Consider the following 21413-nt stretch of genomic DNA (forward strand, 5'->3'; position numbering starts at 1 on the left):
TCCGTTCCTTAGCACTGCAAAAGCGGCAGTGTGCCATGAGTCGGCAGGTAATTTGAACCAGATCGAAGGTCACATGCCCGCGCCATACTGCGCCGATGTCCGTGCTAGCATGCCGCGCATATTTGGAGGACCCATGGTCGAACACGATTTCCGCTATAGCCTGATGAACCCGCAGCACACCCTCACCGAATGCCGCGCCCTTGTGCCGGGGCGTTATCAAGTCACCGGCAACGGCGGCTCGATTCGTAACAACGACGTGTTGATAGTGACCCTAAAAGGCAGCAAGGACTTGTCCATGCGCCTGTCTGTCGACACCGTTCGCCACCTGATCAACCCGCCCGGTCAATGGGTCGCGGTGGCCAGTGGTCCGGTGTTCGGCGAATTGGCGATCCACACCTGGAAGGTCAATTGCGACAGCTGTGCCAAAGAGTTGAGCTTCGAGTTCGCGGTCGACGCCAAGCTGGGTAACAAGGCTGAAAAGCCTGCGGCCACGGCACGGATCAGCGAGTTGGGCTGGACCACCGTTGGCGAGAAACACCTGTGCCCGACATGCCAGGAGCCCGCGTGATGAAACGCCTCGCTCTGACCGCGATGGTCGGCGCCAGCCTGCTGGGCTGCGCCGCCGAGCCGGTGCAATTGCAACAGAACCGCAGCTACATTCTGGAGTGGATCGGCGAACGTCCGTTGATGGACTACAGCCACCTGACCATCACCCTCGGTGAAGACGGTCGGGCCTACGGCAACGGCGGCTGCAACCACTGGTTCGCGCCGTACACCCTGGAAGGCGACAAGCTGAGTTTCGGCAAGGTGGGCAGCACCCGCAAACTCTGCGCGCCGGCACTGATGGAACAGGAAAAGCGTTTCCTCCAGGCCCTTGAAAACGTGCAGCGCTGGGACGTGTCGCCGATCGACCAGATGCGCTTCTGGCCGGCCGAAGGCAAGCCGCTGCGTTGGTGGCTTGAAGAGGGTTGATCCACAAATCCTGATCGGTGTGGCGCTGCATTTGTAGCAGCTGGCGCAGCCTGCTGCTACATGGATCGCGTTGCGGTTTGGTTAAGTAGCTCAGTTTTTAGCCTGCAACGCCTCAAGCTTGGCCATCACCCCCGCCGCCGTCTGCTCGCCCATCAGTTGTTCACGCACTTTGCCCTTGTTGTCGATGATGTAGGTCACCGGCAGCGCCTCACTGCGTGGCAATTCGAACAGCTCCGCCGGATCCTGCGCCAGCACGGTGAACTTGATCCCCAGTTTCTCGCTGGCGCTCTTCAGCTCTTCACCCTGCACATTGTCGAAGTTGACCCCGAACACACCGATCTTCTTGTCCTTGAGTTGCTCGGCCAGGGCGTTCAGTTCCGGGATTTCGGTACGGCACGGGCCGCACCATTCGGCCCAGTAGTTGAGCACCAGCCATTGTTTGTCCAGACGCTCGGCGGCGACTTTGTGGCCGTTCTGGTCGATGCCATAGTAGTTACCGCAGCCCCCCAGCATCAACGCGCCCATGATCGCCAATGCCGCTGCCAGTCGTCTTGTCATGTCGTGATCCTTGTCAAAAAAAGAATACTGCCGCGACCCATTGCCTCCCAAGGTTCTGGAATACGCGCCGCACAGTTAGAATAGCCGCCACCTTACGCAAGATGCGACCCGCACATGACCGATCTGACGCTTTATCACAACCCGCGCTGCTCGAAATCCCGCGGTGCGCTCGAACTGCTTGAAGCCCGTGGCCTGACCCCGACCGTGGTCCGTTACCTGGAAACCCCGCTGGACGCCGCGCAAATCAAGAGTCTGCTGAACAAACTCGGGCTCAGCGCCCGGCAACTGCTGCGCACCGGCGAGGATGAGTACAAAACCCTCAACCTGGCCGACAGCAGCCTGAGCGAGGCGCAATTGATCGCGGCCATCGCGGCGCACCCGAAACTCATGGAGCGACCGATTCTTGAAGTCGGCGACAAAGCCATCATCGGCCGTCCGCCGGAGCACATCCTGGAGTTGCTGCCGTGAGCGCACCGTACATTCTGGTTCTGTATTACAGCCGCAGCGGCTCGACCAATGAAATGGCCCGGCAGATTGCCCGTGGCGTCGAGCAGGCCGGCCTGGAAGCCCGGTTGCGCACGGTGCCGGCGATCTCGACCGAATGCGAAGCCGTGTCCCCGGACATTCCGGACGAAGGTGCGCTGTACGCCAGCCTCGACGACCTGAAGAACTGCGCAGGCCTGGCCATGGGCAGCCCGACCCGTTTCGGCAACATGGCGGCGCCGCTCAAGTACTTTCTCGATGGCACCAGCAACCTGTGGCTGACCGGCGCCCTCGTCGGCAAACCGGCTGGCGTGTTCACCTCCACCGCCAGCCTGCATGGCGGCCAGGAAACCACGCTGCTGTCGATGATGCTGCCGTTGCTGCACCACGGCATGCTGATCACCGGCCTGCCGTACAGCGAGTCGGCGTTGCTGGAAACCCAGGGCGGCGGTACACCGTACGGCGCCAGCCACCACGCCGGTGCCGATGGCAAAAGCGGACTGGACGCCCATGAAGTGGCGCTGTGCCGCGCGTTGGGCCTGCGCCTGGCGAAAACTGCGCTGAAACTGGAGAGCTAAGGTGGCCAAGAAGCCAAAGATTCTGCCCTCCATCGAATGGCTGGAGCCTCGGGTACGGGCGATGCGCGCCATCAGCCTGATCTGTTTTTTGGGCCTGGTGGGGCTGCTCTGCGCCTACTATCTGCTGGTCGCCGACCTGCATGGCGCGCGGCCGTGGGTGATTCTGCTGATCGAATTGGTGCCGCTGCTGTTGCTGGCGCCGGGGATGATTGTCGGCAGCGCACGCGGGCATTCGTGGATGTGTTTTGTGGTGAACCTGTATTTCATCAAGGGCGCGTTGGCCGCGTATGACCCGAACCGGCAGCTGTTCGGTTTGCTGGAGATGGGCGCAAGCCTGGCGGTGTTTTGTTCGGCGTTGCTGTATGTGCGGTGGCGGTTTCAGTTGAATCGCAAGTTGGCGGGTGAAGGCGACGTCAGCGCCGCCTGATAAACCGCCATCGCCAGCAGGCTGGCTCCCACAGGGATTTGTGAACGACACAGAGTCCTTATGGGAGCCAGTCTGCTGGCGATTGGGGCGACGCGGTCTTAATGGTTGACGGTGTAAGCCAGCATCATCGAAATCTGGCTCATCGGCCGCCCGCCACTCTGTTCATGCCACTGGTTGAACACATCCTGTACCAACGCCAAATCCCTCTGGCTGGTCGGCACCTTGTCGACAATCTTCTGTGCATTCAACCCCGCCACCACGTCATAGCTCGGCACAAACGTGTCCTTGCCGACCATGCGCAAGAAGCGCGGCGCTGACAGTCCACCCAATTGATGGCCGCGCTTTTTCAGGTAGGTCCACAACCCGACGATGTCGGTCACCGGCCAGTCGGCGATCAGCGCACCGAAGCTGCCCTTCTCATGGGCGACGTCCAGCACGAACTGCGCATTGCGCGGCACGCTCTTGAGCTTGCCCAGGTGGCGGATGATCCGTGCGTCCTGCATCAGGCGCTCAAGGTGTTCGGCACTCATCAACACGACTTTTTCCGGGTCGAACTTGAAAAACACCTCTTCGAACGACGGCCACTTGGCATCCACCAGGCTGTGCTTGAGCCCTGCGCGAAATACCCGCAGGGCCATGGTCGAGAGGTAGCGATCGTCGCCGATCTTGCGCAGTTGCGCCGCAGTCTTGGGAACGGGCAGATGGGCTTCCAGTTCAGCCGCCGAACCGAAGCGGTTCAGACAGTATTCGTGCAGCCACTTGTAATCGCGCATGCCCTCTCCTGAGGAGTCAGTGAATAGACCCATGTGGGAGCCAGCCTGCTGGCGATGGCGGCGGGTCAGTCAACAATGATGTGTCTGACCCACCGCCATCGCCAGCAGGCTGGCTCCCACAGTGATTGTGTTTAGAGATTGACGATATTGACGAACCGCGACGCGGCGGTTTCGTCGATACGCAGATTGGTGAAGTCGAACAGGTTACGGTCCGCCAGCTGCGACGGGATGACATTCTGCAAGCTGCGGAAAATGCTCTCGGTGCGCCCAGGGGTTTTGCGTTCCCAGTCCTGCAGCATGTCCTTGACCACCTGGCGTTGCAGGTTTTCCTGCGAACCACAGAGGTTGCACGGGATGATCGGGAATTGCTTGAAGTCCGAGTAGGCCTGGATGTCTTTTTCGTTGCAGTAGGCCAGCGGGCGGATCACCACGTTGCGGCCATCGTCGGCGCGTAGCTTCGGCGGCATGGCCTTGAGCGAACCGTTGAAGAACATGTTCAGGAAGAACGTCTCGACGATGTCGTCGCGGTGATGACCGAGGGCCATCTTGGTCGCGCCGATTTCGTCGGCAAAGGTGTAGAGCGTGCCGCGACGCAAGCGCGAGCACAGTGAACACGTGGTTTTGCCCTCCGGAATCAGCTCCTTGACCACCGAATAGGTGTCTTTCTCGACGATGTGGTACTCGATGCCCAGGGTTTTCAGATAGGCCGGCAGCACCTCTTCGGGGAAACCGGGCTGCTTCTGGTCCATGTTCACGGCCACGATCTCGAACTTGATCGGGGCAACCTTCTGCAAATGCATCAGCACATCGAGCATCGTGTAGCTGTCTTTGCCACCGGACAGGCAGACCATGACCTTGTCGCCGTCTTCAATCATGTTGAAATCGGCAACAGCCTCGCCGGCCTGGCGGCGCAGACGCTTTTGCAGTTTGTTCTGGTTGACCGTAAGAGTGCCCATGACGCGAAATCCGTGAGGTGTGACGAAAGGCCGGCATTTTACGCAAAAACGCTTCGTGGGCGAAGTGCTCCACACCGGATCATGGATGACAGACCCTGCGGCGATTAACAGAAGGGTTTACAGCGCGATTTGCTCTAAAGCGCTGCAACCTGCGTCGTTCAGACCTTTCTATACTGCGACATAAGGTCACACACAGATCCAGACCTTTCCTTACTTGGCCAATTTGGCCTGTAGGCGCTCCACTGGGGGGCGACGGTAAAAACAAGAGGAGTGACTGGCATGATCCATCACGTAGTGGGGCTCTTCACCCACCCTGATCAAGAATGGCGAGAAATCCGTGGCGACCAGGAGGAAAGCATCAGCCACATGTACCTCACACACACTCTGATTCTGGCGGCGATCCCCGCAGTGTCGGCGTTTATCGGCACCACGCAGGTCGGCTGGGTCATCGGCAATCGAGCGCCGGTGATGCTGACCCAGGAAAGTGCGCTATGGATGACGATCATGTCGTACCTGGCGATGCTCGGCGGTGTTGCCGTCATGGGCGCGTTCATCCACTGGATGGCCCGCACTTATGACGCTAACCCGAGTCTGGCACGCTGCGTAGCCTTTGCGACCTACACCGCGACTCCGCTGTTCATTGGCGGTCTGGCGGCGCTGTACCCCCATATGTGGCTCGGAATGATCGTCGGCACCGCAGCCATTTGCTACACGGTCTACCTGTTGTACGTGGGGCTACCGACGTTCATGAACATTCCATCTGACGAGGGATTCCTGTTTTCAAGTTCGGTACTGGCCGTAGGTTTGGTGGTGCTGGTCGCCATCATGGCGTTCACGGTCATTGTCTGGGGACTCGGCGTGGGGCCGGTCTACACTAATTAGCAACACTCCACCCAAAAACTAGATCTGCCAACACAGGCCGCCGCAAGGCGGCCTTCTAATGCAAGGGCGACGACCATTCGGCGCCCAGGCGATTCGCAAGTCCCGAGGGTTGCGGCATACTCGACGTCTCTGGAGATCCATCAAGCATGCCCGAGCAACTCAATACCCGCGTCGAAGACTGTTTCCAACAAGCTGAATCCTTTTTCAAACGACCTTTCAAACGCCCCGTGGTGAGCCTCAAGCTGCGCGGGCAAAAAGCCGGTGTCGCGCATTTGCACGAGAACCTGTTGCGCTTCAACCCGCAGCTGTACCGGGAAAACGCCGAGGACTTCCTCAAGCAAACCGTGGCCCACGAGGTCGCGCACCTGATCGCCCATCAACTGTTTGGCGATCGTATCCAGCCCCACGGTGAAGAGTGGCAACTGATCATGCGCGGCGTGTACGAACTGCCGCCCAATCGTTGCCACACCTACGACGTCAAGCGTCGCAGCGTGACCCGCTACATCTACAAATGCCCGTGTGCCGACAGCGATTTCCCGTTCTCGGCCCAGCGCCATAGCCTGGTGCGGCAGGGACGGCGGTATTTGTGCCGACGGTGTCGCAGTACATTGGTGTTTAGTGGGGAGATGCGGGTCGAGTAGTGGTTTTTTTGGTGCCAGCGCAGGCCTCATCGCCAGCAGGCTGGCTCCCACAGGGGATCATCCGTCCGCCATAGATCCATTGTGGGAGCCAGCCTGCTGGCGATGAGGCCTGACAGACGCTAAAGAATCACCTTAGCACGCCGCAGCTCATCAATTCGCTCAACACTCAACCCCAACTCCCCCAACACCTGATCCGTGTGCTGCCCCAGCGCCGCACCCATGTGTTTAGGCTCAGGCAACCCGTCTGAAAACTTCAACGGACACGCCATCTGTGCCTGATGCGTCCCATCCCCCCGCGGGACTTCGGTCACCAGCTCCCGCGCCCGTAGCTGCGGATGCCGCACCGCTTCGCTCACACTCAACACCGGCTCCACGCACGCATCGACCCCGGCAAACAGCTCGCACAGGTCAGTAAAGTCATGCTTCTCGAATTCAGCCTTCAACTCATTCTTCAGCGCCTGTTGCTCGGCGGGTTTCGGTGAGAGGCCCTTGGCCGCCAGTTCCGGACGTCCCAGCGCCGTACACAGTTGTTGCATGAATACCGGCTCCAGACTGCCCACCGACAACCAACGCCCGTCCCGCGAACGGTAGTAGTCGTAGAAACTGCCGCCATTGAGCATCTGTTCCTCCCGGCCCGGCTCCTCGCCACACGCCAGGTACCCGGCACCGGCCATTGCGTTCAGGCTAAAGGCGCAGTCGGTCATGCTCACGTCCAGATGTTGCCCCTGCCCGGTCTGCTGTCGGGCGATGACCGCCGCCAACAGGCCGATCACCCCGTGCAACGAACCACCGGCGATATCCGCCACCTGCATGCCCAACGGCAACGGCCCGCTGTCGGCGCGGCCGGTGTAACTCGACAGTCCTGCCAGCGCCAGGTAATTGATGTCGTGACCGGCGCGGTCCTTGTACGGGCCGGTCTGGCCGTAACCGGTGATCGACACATAGATCAGTTTCGGATTGATCGCCTTCAACGCTTCATAACCCAGGCCCAGTCGCTCCATCACGCCGGGACGGAATTGCTCCAGCACGATGTCGTAGTCCTTGAGCAGTTGCTTGACCACGTCCAGGGCCGCCGGTTGCTTGAGGTCCAGGGCCAGGCTGCGTTTGTTGCGATTGAGGTAGGCATGGCTGGCGGAGACGCCCCGGTCGTGCGGCGGCAGCACCCGCAGCAGGTCCATGCGGCTGGGCGATTCGATGCGCAGCACCTCGGCCCCCATGTCCGCCAGCAACAACGAGGCGAACGGCCCCGGCAGCAATGTCGAGAAATCCAGAACCTTGAGTGATGCCAGTGGACCGAGCATGAGCGTTCTCCTTAATCGATGTCCCCAGCCTAGGCAGGCATTGGCCTTGCGGCAATCACCTTATGCACCAGATGCGCTGACCGTTGCGCTCAAATCCCGGGCATTAAAAAACCCGCCGAAGCGGGTTTTTCATGACAACGAAGCTTACTTGACGTTCTGCGGGGTTGGGCCTTCGGCCACGCCCAAGTCGTCTTCCGCACGCTCCTCAGCGATACCACGACCGCCAGACGCCAGCTCGGCGTGCATCACGTCTACATCCAGCTCCTTGACCCACTTGGCCACGACCAGGGTCGCCACAGCGTTGCCGACCAGGTTGGTCAGGGCACGGGCTTCGGACATGAAGCGGTCGATGCCGAGGATCAGCGCCAGACCGGCAACCGGCAGGTGGCCGACAGCGGACAGGGTGGCGGCCAGCACGATGAAGCCGCTACCGGTCACGCCAGCAGCGCCTTTCGAGGACAGCAGCAACACCACCAGCAGGGTGATCTGGTGAGTGATGTCCATGTGGGTGTCGGTTGCCTGAGCAATGAACACTGCCGCCATGGTCAGGTAGATCGCGGTACCGTCGAGGTTGAACGAGTAACCGGTCGGAATCACCAGGCCAACGACAGATTTCTGCGCGCCCAGACGCTCCATTTTGATCAGCATGCGTGGCAGTACCGACTCCGAGGAGGAAGTACCCAGCACGATCAGCAGCTCTTCACGGATGTAACGGATCACTTTCAATACGCTGAAACCGTGAGCGCGAGCGATACCGCCCAGCACGATCAGGATGAACAGCAGGCACGTGATGTAGAAGCAGGCCATCAGCTGGCCCAGTTGCACCAGCGAACCGACACCGTAGGCACCGATGGTGAACGCCATGGCACCGAAGGCACCCACTGGCGCGAGCTTCATGATCATGTTGATGATGTTGAACATCACGTGGGCAAAGCGATCGATGAAGTCGAGGATCGGCTTGCCGTAGGCACCCAGGCGATGCAGGGCGAAACCGAAGATCACCGAGAACATCAGCACTTGCAGGATATCGCCCGTGGCGAACGCACCGACGATGGTCGACGGGATCACGTTGAGCAGGAAGCCAACGACGCTTTGATCAGCACCGGCTGCGACATACTGAGCGACTTTGGAGGCATCCAGCGTGGTCACGTCGATGTGCATGCCGGCACCCGGCTGCACGATGTTGACCACCACCAGACCGACCAGCAACGCGATGGTCGAAACGATTTCGAAGTACAGCAGCGCGTAACCGCCAGTCTTGCCGACCGACTTCATGTTCTGCATGCCCGCGATACCGCTGACGACGGTGCAGAAGATGATCGGGGCAATGATCATTTTGATCAGTTTGATGAACCCGTCACCCAGCGGCTTGAGGGCCACACCGGTCTGCGGGTAGAAGTGACCGAGCAGGATGCCGATGGCGATAGCAACGATCACCTGAAAATACAGGGATTTGTACAGTGGCTGACGAGTCGTCATTGCAAAGTTCCTCAAGAGTGCCCGGTGACAACATCCACCTGTTGCCCTGAACACTTCGATTGCGAACCCTCCTGCACTGGAGGGATTTGTTTTGTCGAGCTGCGCAACGGCAGGCATCTGCTCGTTGTATCGCAAGGCCCGTGCCACCTTCGCCAAATCGCCTGCGAGCCTTTTGACATCAAGGGTTACAGCTTTTTTGTCGTCACCGAGCGGCGACAGCAAGTGGCGGATTTCCGCCCATCCGCCAAATCGCATCCTGCAATTTGGCGGATATCCGCCTTGTTAGTCGCCAGGCTCCCCGGCTACCATCCGTCGCTCAATGGCCGGACTTGCCTTGCATGAGAGAACGCACCATCGCCAGTCATTTCGCCCGTGCCGCACTCGGCGGCGCGCGTCGGCTGGGTTACGACTGTTCAAACCTGCTGCAGCAATTGGGGATCAGCCCCGAGTTGCTTGACGAGCCACGTGCGCGTATTGCGCCGGAACAGTTCACTCGGTTGATCCAGGGATTGTGGCAGGCACTCGACGACGAATACCTTGGCTTCGGGCCTGCACCGAGCAAAACCGGCACCTTCGCCATGATGTGCCACGCGGTGATTCATTGCCGCACGCTGGAGAAAGCACTCCATCGCGGCTTATTGTTTTATAGCCTTTTCCCCGAGGGTCCGCGCCTAACCCTGACCCGCGAGGGCGAAATGGTCCGCTTGAGCCTGGATGATTCGACCTTCCACGACCCGGACCATTTCCTCTCCGAAAGCCAGTTGATGGTCTGGCATCGACTCGGCAGTTGGCTGATTGGCCAGCGCATTCGTCTGGAGCAAGTGACGTTCAGTTATCCGAAACCTGAGCATGGCGCTGAATACGATTTGCTGTTTCCCTGCCCCATGGAGTTTTCCACGGCACACAGCAGCCTGCTGTTTCACAGTCGCTACCTGAACATGCCGCTGTTGCAGGACGAACGGACGCTCAAGCATTTTCTCGAACATTCCCCCGCCGACCTGTTGTCGCGCCCGGACGATGGCGACAGTTTGAGCAGTCAGCTGCGGCGTTTGCTCAGCCGCGACAGTTCACGCTGGCCAGACCTGGAAGCGGTGGCCGCGCACCTGCACATCAGCCCGCAGACCTTGCGCCGGCATCTGCGTGAAGAGGGTTCGAGTTTTCAGGAGTTGAAGGATCAGTTACGCCGCGACATCGCGATTTATCACCTGAGCCGCGCGGACCTGTCGTTGCAACAGATCGCCGAGCAGCTGGGGTTTTCCGAGCCTTCGGCGTTTCACCGGGCGTTCAAAAAGTGGACCGGGTTGACGCCTGGGGCTTATCGGGCGCAGGAGCTTTGACGCCATTGTTCAGGTTTTGGGTTGAATGACCCGGCCTCATCGCGAGCAGGCTCGCTCCCACAGTTGATCTGTGTCGACAACACATTTTCTGTTCACCGCACATCCAATGTGGGAGCGAGCCTGCTCGCGATGAGGCCCGAAAGAACACAAGAAAACCCTGGTTCAAACCGCAGGAAAATGAATCCGGAACGCCGCCCCGCCCATGGGTGAATCCCCCAGTGTCAGTTTGGCGCTGTAGCTCTCGATAATGTCCTTGACCACCGCCAACCCAATCCCCTGCCCCGGATGCTGGCGGTCCAGCCGTTCCCCGCGCTGCAAAATCCGCGCACGCTGGTCCGGTGGTACGCCGGGCCCATCGTCCTCGACGCACAACTCGATCCCGCTCAGGCTCTCGCGCACGCTGATGCGCACTTCGCCGAGGCACAGGCGATAGGCGTTTTCCAGCAAGTTGCCCATCATCTCCAGCAACGCGCCCTGCTCGATCGGCACATAACACTGCTCAGGCAGATCGAAGGCGACCCGCACGCGCTTGTCGCGGTAGACCTTGTCCAGCGTGTCGCACAGGCTTTGCAGCACTGGGCGCAGGCGCACCTGATGGCGTACCAGACCGCTTTTGCGCAGGCTGGCGCGCTGCAATTGATAGCTGATCTGTTGGCTCATGCGCTCGATCTGGGTTTGCAGCACCCAAGCCTGATCGCGATCCGCCGGGCGCTGGGCCAAGTCCTCGCTGACGCCCTGCAACACCGCCAGCGGGGTTTTCAGGCTGTGGGCCAGGTCGTCGAGGGAGTCACGGTAACGGCTGCGCTGTTCACGCTCGCTGTGCAGCAAACGGTTGAGGGAACCGGTCAGGCGCAGCAGCTCGCGCGGGTGTTGTTCGCTGAGGCTTTCGCGGGTGCCGCTTTCGATCTCGTCGAGTTCCTGACTCAGCCGGCGCAATGCCTGCAAGCCCCAGGTCAGACCGATCCACAGCAACGCGAGCAGCACCAGCAACGCGGCGCCGAAGCCCAGGTAGAGATTTTCGCGCAGGCCTTCGAGGGTGGTTTCGTACTCACGCACCGGTTGCAGCGCGACGATGCTGAACGCCGCGCTTTTGCCGCCCAGCAGTTTGACCTCGACGTCATAGACGAAGAATTCCTGACCGTTGGCTTCGCTGATCCGTGCGAACTCGTTGCCGCGTCCGTCGTAACGCGGCTTGTAGTTGATGTGCTCTTCCTGGGTGCCCTTCGAGCGCCAGACCAGGTGGCCTTCACGGTCGTAGATGTAGCCGAGCAAACGGCTATCGGTGAGGTTGAAGCGCTCATCGGGCAATTGCGCCGGCATCTGCAAGCGGTTGCCATCCACCCGGGCGGCAGAGATCAGCGTGGTGACGTCCGACGCCAGGCGTTGCTCGATGGAATCCTGCAACGCCAGGCTGAACGCGCCCTGCATCGCTGGCAGCAAGGCCAGCATGAACAACACCGCCAGGATCGTGGCGGCGAGCATCAACCGGACGCGAAGCGAGCGAATCAAGTGCAGCGCTCATTGAACAGGTAGCCGAGGCCGCGCACGGTGTCGATCGGTTTAAAACCATTCTGACCCTCGAGTTTGCGGCGCAGGCGACCGACCAGCACTTCGATCACATTCGGATCGCGCTCGTCATCGTCCGGGTAGAGCTGTTCCATCAAACGGTCCTTGGCCACCACTTGCTGGTGATGGCGCATCAGGTACTCGAGGATCCGGTACTCGTACGCGGTCAGCGCCAGCGGTTGTTCATCGAGCGATGCCTGTTTGCGATTGAGATCCAGCAATAGCGGCCCGGCGACTATCGTCGACTGGGTGAAACCACTGGAGCGTCGCAGCAGCGCGTTCAGCCGCGCGTCCAGCTCTTCGAACTGGAACGGCTTGACCACGTAGTCGTCGGCACCGGCGGCGAGGCCTTCGACCTTGTCCTGCCAGTTGCCGCGCGCGGTGAGGATCAGGATCGGAAAGGTCTTGCCCCGCGCGCGCAGCTGACGGATCAGGTCGAGCCCGCCCATCCCCGGCAAACCGAGGTCGATCACCGCCAGGTCATGGTTGTACTGCTCGGTCTGGTACAACGCCTCTTCGGCGTTGGCCACGGACTCGACCACGTGGCCGCTGTCCGTCAGGCGGGTTTGCAGGTGATGGCGCAACAGCGCTTCATCTTCGACGACCAGCAGCTTCATAACGCTCTCCAGGGCAAAATCATGATCTCCAGCAGCACACACTTGTCCAAATGGCTGACAGGGCAACGGTCAATGACACGGAACCTGTGGGAGCGAGCCTGCTCGCTCCCACAGGGTTCATTTAGCATTGGCACATGCCCATGTCAGAAAGCGTAGTTGGCGGACAGGTACGTCTGGGCGCTGCTGGTCAGGTCCAGCGAACCCTGTTTGCCGCCGCCGCGCTCGCTCATCTCGGTGCTGGCGTTGCTGCGCAGGTAACGGTAACCCAGTTCAACCGAGGTGTTTTGCGAAACCTGTTGCAGGACACCCAACTGGCCACCGACGGCGTAACCGATGTCGCTGTCGCGGCTGAAGCCTGGGGAATCCTGGGTCAGTTTGGTCAACCCGGCCGTGGCGCCGCCAAACAGTTGGGTACTGCCGCCCACCGGGTAGAACAGATCGTAGCTGCCCAGGAGGTTTTCCTGACGCAGTTTAATGCCATTGTGCGAGCCCGACACATTGTCGTAAGTGGCGTAGTAGCGGCCTTGGCTGTTTTGCTGGCCCAGACGTACACCCCAGGTGTTGTCCTTGCCGATCACGCCGTCGGCGTTCGGGCTGTTGAGGTTGTCGTTCAGCGCGTGGGACTTTTTGACTTTGTCGCTGGTCTGTCCAAAAGTAAGGCTGGCAAAGTTGTCGTCAGAGGCGAACGCAGCAGTGCTGGCGCCCAGGACGGTGAACGCCAGAAGCAGTTTTTTGAAACCAGTCATAGGGGAGTTTCCTTATGCGTTATGTGCTTTTTGGGTACGGGGCAAGGTTACGCACCCGGCCCTGAACTCCCCCTGAACGCACTCTGAACCGGAGCTGAATCAAATCGACTCGGCGGGTTTAACGACTTTGATCAGGAGATTCTTCCATGCGCGTGTTTCTCGCTGTCCTGTTACTGACCCTGAGCGGGCTGACCCAGGCCGCCATCAAGACTCAGGAAATTCCCTACCAAAGTGCCGATGGCACCCAGCTGATCGGCTATTACGCCTACGACGACGCCATCAAAGGCCAACGCCCCGGTGTGGTGGTGGTGCATGAATGGTGGGGGCTCAACGACTACACCAAGCGCCGCGCCCGTGACCTCGCCGGTCTGGGCTACAGCGCGCTGGCCATCGATATGTATGGCGACGGCAAGAACACCGAACACCCAAAAGACGCCATGGCGTTCATGCAAGCGGCGTTGAAAGACAGCACAGCCTCCAGTGCGCGGTTCCAGGCAGGGCTCGACCTGTTGAAGAAACAGGCGCAAACCGATCCGAATAAACTCGCGGCCATTGGTTATTGCTTCGGCGGCGGAGTGGTGCTGAATGCGGCGCGTCAGGGCGTGCCGTTGGCGGGCGTGGTGAGTTTTCACGGTGCGCTGGCGACCAAAACGCCGACAACACCGGGCAGTGTGAAAGCCAAAATCCTCGTCGAGCATGGTGCGCTGGACAGCATGATCACTTCGGATAATGTGGCGGCGTTCAAGTCCGAGATGGACAAGGCCGGGGCCGACTACCAGTTCGTCAGCCTTGAGGGCGCCAAGCATGGCTTCAGTAATCCTGATGCCGACCGCCTGAGCCATGGCGATCACGCCGGGCCGGACATTGGTTACAACAAAGCGGCGGATGACAAGTCGTGGGCGGACATGCAGGCGTTTTTCAAGAAGATATTCGGTTAAGGCTCCGGACCGAGTGACGGCCTTCGCGGGCAAGCCTCGCTCCTACAAAAATCCTGTAGGAGCGAGGCTTGCCCGCGAAGAACGATAACTCGGTCCACCTGCCACTACCCTCACACGTGGCAACCCGGCAAAATGCCCAACATGAATCCCGTCCCCGCCCTACCCGTCTGCTGCACCCCACTCGATGCCCATTGGCCGCTGCCGTTTGTGCTGGCCGATACGGTGTTGCTGAGTACTCACTTCGATACCTCGCAGCTGGCCAGCGATGACTTTCAACGCAGCGCCATCGAGCCACCCGCGAGCATCCAGCGCTCGGTCGCCAAGCGCCAGGCGGAATTTCTCGCTGGACGGATCTGTGCCCGGGCGGCGTTGCAGCAGCTGGAAGGGTTGAGTTTCATCCCGGCGATTGGCGAAGACCGTGCGCCGATGTGGCCCAGCCATATCACCGGTTCGATCACCCACAGCACCGGCCGGGCGGCAGCGATCGTCGCGAATAAAAGCCACTGGCGCGGCTTGGGCATGGATTTGGAAAACCTGCTCAACGTGGAACGGGCCGAACGCCTGGCCGGAGAAATTCTCACCGGGCCTGAATTGCAGCGCATGGCCGCCGGCCGGCGCGATCAACTGGCAATGCTGGTGACCCTGACGTTTTCGGTGAAGGAGAGCCTGTTCAAGGCGCTCTACCCGATCGTTCAGCAGCGCTTTTATTTTGAACACGCCGAAGTGCTGGAGTGGACCGAGCACGGTGAAGTACGGCTACGGTTGCTGACCGACCTGTCCAGTGAATGGCGAAACGGGACGGAGCTGGAGGCGCAGTTTGCCGTGATGGATGGGCAGTTGTTGAGCCTGGTCAGTATCAAGGCCTGAGGATTTTCGGCGTTTGTAATGACCCCATCGCGGGCAAGCCCGCTCCCACAGGTTCCGTGTTGTACACAAAAACTGTGGGAGCGGGCTTGCCCGCGATGAGGCCATCAAAGGCACTACAAAATCTCACCGTTTCTCCTGGTTCCTCGGCCAGCTCAAACTGAAACACGCCCCGCCCAGGCTCTTGCTCTTGCTGATCAGCGCGCGCCCGTCATGCCAATGGATGATCCGCCGCACAATCGACAACCCCAACCCATGCCCACCCGAGGCGCGGGTGCGGCTGTCGTCGAGGCGCAGGAACGGGGTGAAGATCTTCTCCCACGCCGTTTCCGGCACGCCGGGTCCGTCATCCTCGACATCCACCCGACAGCGCTGCTGCCCCACCTGATAACTGACCGTCACCTTCGATGAGGCGTGGCGCATGGCGTTGCTCACCAGATTCTGTAACGCCCGGTGCAGGTAGCGCGGCTCGGCCTCGACCCAGGCGTCGTCGCAATCGGCGGCCGACAGGCACAAACCGCGCTGCACCGTGACCTCGGCCCGTAGCGGCGCCAACTCTTCGATCACTTGATTGACCAGCGCATCCAGATCGATCCGCTGGAAATTCAGCGCCGGCGAGCCTTGCTCCAGTCGCGCATAGGTGAGCATCTCGTCCACCAGCCTATCGAGGTCCTCGATGTCGTGGTCCATGCCTTCGCAGTATTTCTGCAGGGCCTGAGGCGTGGTGGCCGAGCCGATCATCTCCAGACCAAACCGCAGGCGCGCCACCGGGGTTCGCAGTTCGTGAGACACGGCGCGCACCAGTTCACGCTGGATCGCCAGCAGCTGCTGCAAGTGCTCGGCCATGCGGTTGAACGCCGAGGCCAGCCGCCCCACCGAGTCCGCGCCGCGCGCCGGCACACGGGTTTCCAGGCTGCCCTTGGCGATGCGCGTGGCGGCGGCTTCGAGGCCACGCAAACGGCGCTCCAGTTGCCGCACCAACAGGTAAACGATCAAACCGATCAGGCTCAAACCGAGGGCCGCAATCAGCACCAGCCACTCCGGTGGGTAAGGGTTCATTTGATACAGCGGCCCGATTTCCAGCACCCACGGCGTACCGACCATGCCGGCAAACACCCGGATCGAATCGCCGCCCTTGCCCAGCGCCATCACCGTGTCGCCCTCGGACACTCGACGGCTCTGATCCTCGTCCATGTCGGCCTCGTCGACCGAAACCAGTCGCAGATCGAAGCCGAAGCCCTTCTCTTCTTTTATCTGCGCCAGGCGCTTGGGTTGCTCAGCCACCGGGACGCGCACCAACTCATCCGCCAGCAAATAAATCGTCGCGCGCGCCAGTTGTTCACTGATCTGCTGGACTTCGCCGGTGATCACCAGTTGTTCCTTGTCGCTGACCAGTCGATAAACCCTCGCCGCATGCGGGCCGGTCTGCTCCACCAGCGCCTGGCCGCGCAATACGCGGGTACGCTGGGTCAGGTCGAGGTCGGTCTGGGCAAAGGTTTTCAGCGCCAGGGGAATCCCGAGCAACCGCTCCCACACCAGCAAGGCACGGTGGCGCTCGGTTTCGTTCATCGGTTGCAGGTTGTCGGCCATCAGCGAGAACGTGCCGTGGGCCAGGCGTTCGCGGTATTGCTCGCTACGCACCTGATTGAGCAGGTGCAGCGCCAGCACGCCGAGCACCGCCACCAGAATCAGCGCGGCGCACATGCCGCCATAGATGCGCAGGAAGATCGAGTTCACGGGGACAAGTCTGCGCAGGCCTCGGGAACGAACAGATAACCTTTGCTGCGGATGGTCTTGATCAGCCGCGGATGCTCCGGGTCATCGCCGATCTTGGGGCGAATACGCGAGATGCGCACGTCGATGGAGCGGTCCTGGCCGTCGTAGCCAATGCCGCGCAGCGCGGTGAAGATTTCTTCCCGCGAGAGGATGCGCCCGGCGTTCGCCACCAACAGCCAGAGCAAATCGAACTCGGCGCTGGTCAGTTCGATGCCGTTGTCGTGCAGCCAGGCTTCGCGCAACGCGTTGTCCACCACCAGCGGGCCGAACTGCAGGCGGCGTTGTTTTTCCGGGATCACTTCAGGTGCTTCACTGCGTCGCAGCAGGGCCTGGATGCGCGCCAGCAGCAGACGTGGGCGAACCGGTTTGCACACATAATCGTCGGCGCCCAGGTCCAGGCCAAGAATCTGATCGGTGTCGTCGGTGCGCGCGGTGAGCATCAGGATCGGTCCGTCATATTTGTCGCGCACCTTGCGGCAAATGCTCAGGCCATCTTCGCCGGGGAGCATCAGGTCGAGGATCACCAGGTCCGGTTTCTCATTGATGATGCGCGCCGCGGCCAGAGCGCCATTGCCCTCGATCGACACGCGCAGACCGTTGGCTTCAAGGTAATCGCGGGTCAGTTCGGCCAGACGCTGGTCGTCCTCGACAATCAATACCTGCCAGGCTTCTTGCTCCACGGTGACCTCTGCTTGCCAACAACACTTATAAGGAAGGATCCACCCGTCTTTTTGTAATGATTGGGGAGGATAAGAATGCGTATGCATCAGGCGATTGTATAAACGCCGCTCGCCGAGAACACAAGCCGCTAAATGCGTTCGGACAAGCCGATTTTTTGTGATAGGGTTCGCGCCCTTAAAAATCCGAATGACTGTTTTTATTCCGTTGAAATCGATGAAAAACGGTCCGGTCCAGCAGCGTCGCGGCTTACACGCGCATTCCGACTTTCACCCACAATTTACGCACAGGTTTATCCACAGGTAGTACGTTGCAACACCCCCCAAAACGCATTATCTTGTAGCACGGCGCCAAAAAAACCCTACATGTAGGGTTTTACTCCAAAAACCAAACACAAACCGGATACCGATTTCAAGCGCTTTTATTGCCTCTTTCCGGTTGAACCAAACGTATTTTCGAAAGACCAAACTGCGCGTGCGGATGGCTACTGTTTTTGAGCCGAAAACGGCGTTAACGGTACGGGTGTTGCAGTCAATTACTGTCACCCAAAAGGATTCCGGTTTCAGGTTCAAGGCCTGGGACCAAAGACTTCGGCATGGAAGCGGCGCCCCAATAGCCCCTTCCTGATCTGTCCCGAAGTTGGTATGCCCGGCCCCTCGCCGGTTGTAGTGCTTCAGGACGGAACGGTGGGCACCCAGATGGTGCCCAAACAAACATAGAGAATGTGGAGACAACCCCCCATGCAAACCGACACAACTCGCGAGAACCCGCAGGGCACCTTGCCGCAGGCCGCAGATTCGACTTCGGATCTGTCCGCCACCGCGCCTGGCCAACTGCGCGTGATCAAGCGTAACGGCACTGTCGTTCCTTACACCGATGACAAAATCACCGTCGCGATCACCAAAGCGTTTCTCGCAGTTGAAGGCGGCACCGCTGCCGCTTCGTCGCGAATCCACGACACCGTTGCGCGCCTGACCGAACAAGTCACCGCGACCTTCAAGCGTCGCATGCCTTCGGGCGGCACCATCCACATCGAAGAAATCCAGGACCAGGTCGAACTGGCCCTGATGCGTGCCGGCGAGCAGAAAGTAGCCCGCGACTACGTGATCTACCGTGACGGCCGTTCGAAAGAACGTGCTGCCCACGCACCGGCCGAAGAAGCGGTCAACGCTCACCCGTCGATCCGCATCACTCGTGCCGATGGCAGCTTTGCGCCGCTGGACATGGGCCGCCTGAACACCATCGTCACCGAAGCGTGCGAAGGCCTGGAAGAAGTCGACGGCGACCTGATCCAGCGCGAAACCCTGAAGAACCTGTACGACGGCGTGGCCCTGACCGACGTCAACACCGCCCTGGTGATGACCGCCCGTACGCTGGTCGAGCGTGAGCCGAACTACTCGTTCGTCACCGCCCGCCTGCTGATGGACACCCTGCGTGCCGAAGGCCTGAGCTTCCTGGAAGTTGCCGAGAGCGCGACTCACCACGAAATGGTCGACCTGTACGCCAAGGCCCTGCCTTCGTACATCGCCAAGGGTATCGAATTCGAACTGCTGAACCCGATCCTGGCCACCTTCGACCTGGAAAAACTCGGTAAGGCAATCAACCACGAGCGCGACCAGCAGTTCACCTACCTGGGCCTGCAAACCCTGTACGACCGTTACTTCATCCACAAGGATGGCGTGCGTTTCGAACTGCCGCAGATCTTCTTCATGCGCGTGGCCATGGGCCTGGCGATCGAAGAGAAGAACAAGGAAGACCGTGCGATCGAGTTCTACAACTTGTTGTCGTCCTTCGACTACATGTCCTCGACCCCGACCCTGTTCAACGCCGGCACCCTGCGTCCACAACTGTCGAGCTGCTACCTGACCACCGTGCCGGATGACCTGTCGGGCATCTACCACGCGATCCACGACAACGCCATGTTGTCGAAATTCGCGGGCGGCCTGGGCAACGACTGGACACCGGTTCGTGCGCTGGGTTCGTACATCAAGGGCACCAACGGCAAATCCCAGGGCGTTGTACCGTTCCTGAAAGTGGTGAACGACACCGCCGTCGCCGTTAACCAGGGTGGCAAGCGCAAAGGCGCTGTCTGTGCCTACCTGGAAACCTGGCACATGGACATTGAAGAGTTCATCGAGCTGCGCAAGAACACCGGTGATGATCGTCGTCGTACCCACGACATGAACACCGCCAACTGGATCCCTGACCTGTTCATGAAGCGCGTCTTCGATGACGGCAAGTGGACCCTGTTCTCGCCGTCCGAAGTGCCGGACCTGCACGACCTGACCGGCAAGGCCTTCGAAGAGCGTTACGAGTACTACGAAGCCCTGACCGAATACCCGGGCAAGGTCAAGCTGTTCAAGACCATTCAGGCCAAAGACCTGTGGCGCAAAATGCTCTCCATGCTGTTTGAAACCGGCCACCCTTGGCTGACCTTCAAAGACCCGTGCAACCTGCGCAGCCCGCAGCAGCACGTCGGCGTGGTTCACAGCTCGAACCTGTGCACCGAGATCACCTTGAACACCAACAAGGACGAGATCGCCGTTTGCAATCTGGGCTCGATCAACCTGCCGAACCACATCGTCAACGGCAAGCTGGACACCGCCAAGCTGGAACGCACCGTGAACACCGCCGTTCGCATGCTCGATAACGTGATCGACATCAACTACTACTCGGTGCCGCAAGCGAAGAACTCCAACTTCAAGCACCGTCCGGTCGGTCTGGGCATCATGGGCTTCCAGGACGCTTTGTACCTGCAGCACATTCCTTACGGTTCCGACGCTGCCGTCGAGTTCGCCGACAAGTCGATGGAAGCGGTCAGCTACTACGCGATCCAGGCGTCCTGCGACCTGGCCGACGAGCGCGGTGCCTACGAGACGTTCCAGGGTTCGCTGTGGTCCAAAGGCATCCTGCCGCTGGATTCGCAACAGATCCTGATCGAGCAACGTGGCCAGAAGTACATCGACGTTGACCTGAACGAATCCCTGGACTGGGCACCGGTTCGCGCCCGTGTACAGAAAGGCATTCGTAACTCCAACATCATGGCCATCGCACCGACCGCGACCATCGCCAACATCACGGGCGTCTCGCAGTCGATCGAACCGACCTACCAGAACCTCTATGTGAAATCGAACCTGTCGGGCGAATTCACCGTGATCAACCCGTACCTGGTTCGCGACCTCAAGGCTCGCGGTCTGTGGGACTCGGTCATGATCAACGACCTGAAGTACTACGACGGTTCGGTGCAGCAGATCGAGCGCATCCCGCAAGAACTCAAAGAGCTCTACGCGACTGCGTTCGAAGTGGACACCAAGTGGATCGTTGACGCGGCCAGCCGTCGTCAGAAGTGGATCGACCAGGCTCAATCGCTGAACCTGTACATTGCTGGCGCCTCGGGCAAGAAGCTCGACGTGACCTACCGCATGGCCTGGTACCGTGGTCTGAAAACCACTTACTACCTCCGTGCTCTGGCCGCGACCAGCACCGAGAAGTCGACCATCAACACCGGCAAGCTGAACGCTGTTTCCAGCGGCGGCAACCACGGTGAAGATTCGGTCCTGGCAGCACCTGCCGGTCCTGCTCCAGTGCCAAAGGCTTGCGCCATCGACGAGCCGGATTGCGAAGCTTGCCAATAAGCTGAGCCGGTAACACAGAACCCCCGACAGGCCTCTGGCTTGTCGGGGGTTTTCTTTTGCCTCTGGGAAGGTGGTGGCCGGTCTGACGCTTTCGCGGGCAAGCCCGCTCCCACAGGGTTTTGTGCCGTTCAGTAGTTTTGTGAACAACACGAAATCCTGTGGGAGCGGGCTTGCCCGCGAAGAGGCCCGCCCCGACAACACAAAAT

General features: G+C 60.2%; 21 protein-coding genes. 11 read left to right on the top strand and 10 right to left on the bottom strand.

Translation table 11 applies throughout. The features are described 5' to 3' along the window. The first annotated feature begins 133 nt into the window (after nt 1–133). Nucleotides 134–568, top strand: a complete 435-nt coding sequence (locus tag ACA057_RS24110; RefSeq protein WP_497342941.1) for a hypothetical protein — start codon at nt 134–136, stop codon at nt 566–568. Beyond that, entirely contained in the window at nt 568–972 is a 405-nt protein-coding gene (locus ACA057_RS24115; RefSeq protein ID WP_497342943.1) for an META domain-containing protein, read from the top strand. Before ACA057_RS24110 ends, ACA057_RS24115 begins: the two co-directional genes overlap by 1 nt. Before the next feature lie 90 nt (nt 973–1062). Here the strand turns inward: ACA057_RS24115 and ACA057_RS24120 are convergent, their stop codons facing one another. Continuing rightward, entirely contained in the window at nt 1063–1530 is a 468-nt protein-coding gene (locus ACA057_RS24120; protein ID WP_497342945.1) for a TlpA disulfide reductase family protein, read from the bottom strand. A 114-nt stretch (nt 1531–1644) separates the two neighbouring features. On the opposite strand from ACA057_RS24120, the gene arsC reads away from it, so the two are divergent. The 3 genes from arsC to ACA057_RS24135 are packed head-to-tail and all read left to right on the top strand — an operon-like array spanning nt 1645 to nt 3018. After that, nucleotides 1645–1998 carry an arsenate reductase (glutaredoxin) gene (arsC, locus tag ACA057_RS24125; RefSeq protein ID WP_497342947.1) on the top strand — a complete coding sequence of 118 codons (354 nt, stop codon included), beginning with the start codon at nt 1645–1647 and terminating at the stop codon, nt 1996–1998. Further along, entirely contained in the window at nt 1995–2591 is a 597-nt protein-coding gene (gene wrbA / locus ACA057_RS24130; protein ID WP_497342949.1) for an NAD(P)H:quinone oxidoreductase, read from the top strand. The genes arsC and wrbA overlap by 4 nt, the downstream gene beginning before the upstream one ends. A gap of 1 nt (nt 2592) precedes the next feature. Further along, nucleotides 2593–3018: a DUF2069 domain-containing protein gene (locus ACA057_RS24135; RefSeq protein ID WP_497342951.1), complete on the top strand. Its 426-nt coding sequence runs from the start codon at nt 2593–2595 to the stop codon at nt 3016–3018. 98 nt (nt 3019–3116) lie between these two features. Here ACA057_RS24135 and ACA057_RS24140 read toward each other — a convergent pair whose 3' ends face one another. After that, nucleotides 3117–3791 carry a DNA-3-methyladenine glycosylase I gene (locus tag ACA057_RS24140; RefSeq protein WP_497342953.1) on the bottom strand — a complete coding sequence of 225 codons (675 nt, stop codon included), beginning with the start codon at nt 3789–3791 and terminating at the stop codon, nt 3117–3119. A 131-nt stretch (nt 3792–3922) separates the two neighbouring features. After that, the gene (gene ttcA / locus ACA057_RS24145) at nt 3923–4747 is read right to left on the bottom strand and encodes a tRNA 2-thiocytidine(32) synthetase TtcA (RefSeq protein WP_401363861.1); all 825 of its coding nucleotides are present in this window, start codon (nt 4745–4747) and stop codon (nt 3923–3925) included. A gap of 279 nt (nt 4748–5026) precedes the next feature. Here ttcA and ACA057_RS24150 point away from each other — a divergent pair, with 279 nt between their 5' ends. Beyond that, complete coding sequence (locus ACA057_RS24150) at nt 5027–5629, top strand: Yip1 family protein (RefSeq protein WP_401363858.1); 603 nt, start codon at nt 5027–5029, stop codon at nt 5627–5629. A gap of 146 nt (nt 5630–5775) precedes the next feature. Beyond that, a complete protein-coding gene (locus ACA057_RS24155) occupies nt 5776–6270 on the top strand; it encodes a SprT family zinc-dependent metalloprotease (RefSeq protein WP_123509976.1) in 495 nt (164 codons plus the stop codon). A gap of 119 nt (nt 6271–6389) precedes the next feature. On the opposite strand, the gene ACA057_RS24160 is transcribed toward ACA057_RS24155, so the two are convergent. After that, a complete protein-coding gene (locus ACA057_RS24160) occupies nt 6390–7571 on the bottom strand; it encodes a CaiB/BaiF CoA transferase family protein (protein ID WP_497342956.1) in 1182 nt (393 codons plus the stop codon). A 144-nt stretch (nt 7572–7715) separates the two neighbouring features. Beyond that, nucleotides 7716–9050 carry a dicarboxylate/amino acid:cation symporter gene (locus ACA057_RS24165; RefSeq protein ID WP_497342958.1) on the bottom strand — a complete coding sequence of 445 codons (1335 nt, stop codon included), beginning with the start codon at nt 9048–9050 and terminating at the stop codon, nt 7716–7718. 338 nt (nt 9051–9388) lie between these two features. Here ACA057_RS24165 and ACA057_RS24170 point away from each other — a divergent pair, with 338 nt between their 5' ends. Continuing rightward, nucleotides 9389–10387: an AraC family transcriptional regulator gene (locus ACA057_RS24170; protein ID WP_497342960.1), complete on the top strand. Its 999-nt coding sequence runs from the start codon at nt 9389–9391 to the stop codon at nt 10385–10387. A 162-nt stretch (nt 10388–10549) separates the two neighbouring features. On the opposite strand, the gene ACA057_RS24175 is transcribed toward ACA057_RS24170, so the two are convergent. From ACA057_RS24175 to ACA057_RS24185, 3 genes are all read right to left on the bottom strand, one after another. Further along, a complete protein-coding gene (locus ACA057_RS24175) occupies nt 10550–11896 on the bottom strand; it encodes an ATP-binding protein (RefSeq protein WP_497342962.1) in 1347 nt (448 codons plus the stop codon). Then, nucleotides 11893–12570 carry a response regulator gene (locus ACA057_RS24180; RefSeq protein WP_497342964.1) on the bottom strand — a complete coding sequence of 226 codons (678 nt, stop codon included), beginning with the start codon at nt 12568–12570 and terminating at the stop codon, nt 11893–11895. The genes ACA057_RS24175 and ACA057_RS24180 overlap by 4 nt, the downstream gene beginning before the upstream one ends. 143 nt (nt 12571–12713) lie before the next feature. Continuing rightward, nucleotides 12714–13316 (bottom strand): hypothetical protein, encoded by a 603-nt coding sequence (locus ACA057_RS24185; protein WP_497342966.1) that lies wholly within the window; start codon nt 13314–13316, stop codon nt 12714–12716. A gap of 146 nt (nt 13317–13462) precedes the next feature. On the opposite strand from ACA057_RS24185, the gene ACA057_RS24190 reads away from it, so the two are divergent. Together ACA057_RS24190 and ACA057_RS24195 are read left to right on the top strand one after the other, a co-directional pair. Next, complete coding sequence (locus tag ACA057_RS24190) at nt 13463–14254, top strand: dienelactone hydrolase family protein (protein ID WP_497342968.1); 792 nt, start codon at nt 13463–13465, stop codon at nt 14252–14254. 141 nt (nt 14255–14395) lie between these two features. After that, nucleotides 14396–15121, top strand: coding sequence for a 4'-phosphopantetheinyl transferase family protein (locus tag ACA057_RS24195; protein ID WP_497342970.1), 726 nt, complete (start codon nt 14396–14398; stop codon nt 15119–15121). A gap of 123 nt (nt 15122–15244) precedes the next feature. Here the strand turns inward: ACA057_RS24195 and ACA057_RS24200 are convergent, their stop codons facing one another. Together ACA057_RS24200 and ACA057_RS24205 are read right to left on the bottom strand one after the other, a co-directional pair. Next, nucleotides 15245–16855, bottom strand: coding sequence for an ATP-binding protein (locus tag ACA057_RS24200; RefSeq protein ID WP_497342972.1), 1611 nt, complete (start codon nt 16853–16855; stop codon nt 15245–15247). After that, on the bottom strand, nt 16852–17574 hold the full coding sequence (locus ACA057_RS24205) for a response regulator (RefSeq protein WP_497342974.1): 723 nt from the start codon (nt 17572–17574) through the stop codon (nt 16852–16854). Before ACA057_RS24205 ends, ACA057_RS24200 begins: the two co-directional genes overlap by 4 nt. A 738-nt stretch (nt 17575–18312) precedes the next feature. On the opposite strand from ACA057_RS24205, the gene ACA057_RS24210 reads away from it, so the two are divergent. Beyond that, nucleotides 18313–21207 carry a ribonucleoside-diphosphate reductase subunit alpha gene (locus ACA057_RS24210; RefSeq protein ID WP_497342976.1) on the top strand — a complete coding sequence of 965 codons (2895 nt, stop codon included), beginning with the start codon at nt 18313–18315 and terminating at the stop codon, nt 21205–21207. The last annotated feature ends 206 nt before the right edge of the window (nt 21208–21413 follow it).

This window comes from Pseudomonas sp. LBUM1661, from assembly GCF_059695925.1.